Source organism: Micromonospora sp. NPDC002411 (genome assembly GCF_053592955.1).
Window position 1 is genome coordinate 1 of sequence record NZ_JBSFBM010000497.1, and the last position, 3,616, is coordinate 3,616.

Sequence of the window (3,616 nt, forward strand, 5' to 3'; positions counted from 1 at the left end):
CCCAGGGTGTCGTTGACACCGAGGGAGTTCACGACCCCGCCGAGTTGACCGTGGGTGCCGGACAGGACACCACCGGTCAGGTCGCCGCCGATCAGGTTCGAGTCGGTGACACCGAGCAGACCGCTCGGGTCGCCGACGGTGCCGGTGACGTCGCCGAGGACCGGGTCCGCGATCGCGTCCACCGGCTGCACGACATCGGCGTCGAGGGTGTACGCCACGTCGCCGACACCGGCGAGGTCGGTGTCGAGCCCGTTCGGACCGATGCCCAGGCCGACCCCCGGCAGGACGGTGATCCCGGCGGCGGCGGTCGACGGGTCGACCGCGATGGCGCCGAGCACGCCGGCCTTGACGTCCACGCCGGTGGGCGAACTGGTGACGCTGATCTGCTGCGCCACACTCTGCAACTGGCCCACCACGTCGGTGGTGTCGGTGACCAGCGGGTCCAGCCCGAGCTGCCCGACTGCCGGGGCGATCGCCCCGAGGCCCTGGCCCGGCGCGTAGTCGACCACCAGCGGCACCACGTCCTGCACATCCGCCGCGGTGATGTCGGTGAGCCCCGCGCCGCGCAGCGCACCCTCGGGGTCGAGGTCGAACGCCGACCGCGCGTCGGGGTTCGTCAGCAGGTCGAGCACGAAGTCGTGAAGGGTCTGGTGCGAGTCCATGTGCTGGTTCTCCTCGGATCTGGCGTCAGCGACGTGTCGTACGTCGACAGTGACGTTATTGCCGGGCCCGCCCCCGGGCATCGGGGCTGAGCCCGCATCCGGGCCGGTTGAACTAGGGACTCCGCTACCTCGTACGTTAGGGGGACAGGGGGAAACCGTCCCGGCGAGATTAGGGTCCCGACCAGGGTCTGATCTCTGGTACGAACGTAGGAGCCCGCGGGTTTCGCCGGGGGTGGGTCGTCGGCAGCACCGACGCCATCGCCACCGGCGGCCACCTCACGGGGGGAGAAAAGCGATGCCGTACGTCCTGGGGATAGACATCGGGAGCACCAATACCGCCGCCGCCGTCGCACGGCTGCACGGCACCACCTGGACCCGTCCCGAGGCCGTCCCGCTGCACGTCGACTCCACAGTCGTACCGTCGGTGCTGTGCCTGTCGGAGGACGGCTCGCTGCACGTCGGCGAGCCCGCGACCGACGACGGCAGCCGCACCACGCGCGACTTCGTCCACCGCATCGGCGACGACGTGCCCCTGCTGCTCGGCGGTGAGGCCTGCGCGCCGCAGACCCTCACCGCGGAGCTGGCGGCCTGGGTGGTGGAGCGGGTCCACGCCCTCGAGGGCGGCCCGGCCGAGGCGATCGTCCTCAGCCACCCGGCGGGATGGCGTCCCTACCGGCGGGAGGTGCTGCACCAGGCCCTGTCCGGCTTCGGCCTGCGCAACGTGACACTGCTACCCCGCACGGTCACGGTCGCCGAGAGCCACGCGGCGCGTGGGTTCGCGGGCAGCACGGCCGTCGTCTACGCGTTGGGCGGCAACAGCTTCGAGGCGGCGTTGGTGCGGCGCACCCCGCGCGGCACCTACGAGACGTTCGGCACCCCGCAGGGGCTCGACTCGCTGGGCGGGGCCGACTTCGACGAGGCGCTGGCCGAGCACACCCGTACCGCGCTGGCCCGGGAGTTGGCCGCCAGCGCACGCCGCGGCACCCAGGCGGCGTTGCGCGGGCTGCGCGCGGAGTGTGACCGGGTCAAGCGGGTGCTGACCGTCGACCTGACGGCCGACGTGGTGCTGGCCCTACCGAACGGCCCGGCCCGGATACCGGTGACCCGGGCTCAGTTCGAGGAGATGATCCGCCCGACGGTGCAGGTCACCGTCGACCTTCTCCTACGGGCTATGCGCAGCGCCAACCTGACGCCGGAGCAACTCGACGGTGTCCTGCTGGCGGGCGGTTCGACCCGCGTCCCGCTCGTCACCGAGCTGATCAGCGCGGCCCTCCCGGTCCCCGTCGAGGTCGAGCCGGACTCCCAGTTGACCGCCGCCACCGGGGCGGCGATGGCCGCCTGCCAGGTGGTGTCGCCGCGCGCCCGCCGAAACCCACCGGTCCGCGACGCGGCCCCGGTCAGCGGCAACGGTCGGGCCACCCTCCCGGCGCCCCGCCGCCCCCACCACGACACCACCGTTCCGGGCGATCCGCCACCGCGGCCCCCGGTCCGGGTCCTCCCACTGGACCTGCCGAAACCGTCCCGCCTGGCCTTGGCCCGCAGCCGGGGACGCGAAGGATGACCCCAATGATCATGAACGACATCGCCGCATCCGGGTTGACCCTGGATCGAGGGCCGCAGGTCCTGCTGGACACTGTCGGGCACAATCCGGCCGGGCCGCTCAGCGTCGGCATCGCCGGCCCGGGCGGCCACGGAAAGACCGCGCTGCTGACGGAACTGGCGCGAGTCCACCAGCGCGCCGGGATCGCCGTCCGCACCATCGCCCCCCAGCCGGGCGAAGCGGTCGACCCCGACACAATGGTGCTCGTCGACGACGCGCACCTGCTCGACGACGCACGCGTCGAGGTGCTGCTGCGCCTGGTCGCCACCCGCCGACACCGGCTGGTGGTCGCCCACCGCCCGTGGCCCCGGTCCGCGGCGCTCAGCGAACTGGTCGACGCGTTGCGCCGCGACGGGCAGGCCATGCTCCTCACTCCGTTCACCCGGGAGCAGACCGCCGCCTACCTCGCCCGCACACCGGAGCTGGGCAGCCGTGACGACCTGGTCGACTTCGTCCACACCCAGACCGGCGGCGTACCCCGGGACGTCGAACGGCTGGCCCGTGGCCTGGCCGGCGCGGAAACCCGGACCGACGCGGTGGTCAACCCACCCCGGTCGGTGGTCGCGGAGTTCGGACCGGACCTGGACGTCCAGCCCACCGCCGTACGACGGTTGCTGCTCGCCGTCGCGGCGGGCGGGACGCTGCCGGTGAGCATGCTCGGCGCGCTTGTCGACAGGGAACCGGCGGCGGTGGACGACCTGATCGCCACGACCAGGGCGGCCGGGCTGCTCGGCGCCGACGGCCGGCTGACGCCGATCGTGCGACGGGCCGTCACGACGCTCAGCCCCACCACCGAGCGAACTGCGGTCTGGCGTCGGCTCACCGAGCTGCAACTCGCCCGGGGTGGTGCGGTGCTGCCGCTGGTCCGCTCCCTGCTCGCGGTGGGCGCGCTCGGCGACTGCCCGGTCACGACCCTGACCGCCGCGGCCACCGAGGCTCTGGCCGACGAGCCGGCCTTCGCCGCCGAACTGTTCGCGGCCGCCACGGCGGCTGGCCGGCCGGCCGGCGCCGAGCAGGCGCTCGCCGCCGCGCTCGCCGGCAACCTCGACGACGCCCTCCGACTGGCCGACCGACTGCTGGCCACTGCCGCCCCACCCGACCGTCGCGAGGCGGCAGTGGTGGCCGCTACCGCCCTGGCGCACCGTGGTCACGTCGGGCGCAGCGTGGAGCTGTACCGGTGGGCGGGCACCGCCTCGGCGACGGCCTTCGCCACCGTCGGCGGGATCGCCACCGGTGACCTGGGCGTCGCGGCCGAGCCACCGACGGGTGACCCCACCGGTGAGCCCCCGACCATGCACGCCAGCGCCGCCCGCCTGATGGCCACCGGGGTACGCGACAGCGTGTCCGGCCCGCC

General features: G+C 73.8%; 3 protein-coding genes. 2 read left to right on the forward strand and 1 reads right to left on the reverse strand.

The genetic code is table 11. From position 1 onward, the window contains the following. On the reverse strand, positions 1 to 662 hold a 662-nt coding region (locus ACWCO3_RS32860; protein WP_450013818.1), incomplete at its 3' end, for an IniB N-terminal domain-containing protein. A gap of 295 nt (positions 663 to 957) precedes the next feature. On the opposite strand from ACWCO3_RS32860, the gene ACWCO3_RS32865 reads away from it, so the two are divergent. Continuing rightward, positions 958 to 2,223 (forward strand): Hsp70 family protein, encoded by a 1,266-nt coding sequence (locus tag ACWCO3_RS32865; RefSeq protein WP_167524820.1) that lies wholly within the window; start codon positions 958 to 960, stop codon positions 2,221 to 2,223. Positions 2,224 to 2,228: 5 nt separating this feature from the next. Then, the coding region (locus ACWCO3_RS32870; RefSeq protein ID WP_450013821.1) for a hypothetical protein at positions 2,229 to 3,616 on the forward strand (1,388 nt) is incomplete at its 3' end.

Bases quoted from the DNA above. Each gene is read 5' to 3' on its own strand.
- ACWCO3_RS32865 (WP_167524820.1), top strand. From the start codon at position 958: ATGCCGTACGTCCTGGGGATAGACATCGGGAGCACCAATACCGCCGCC.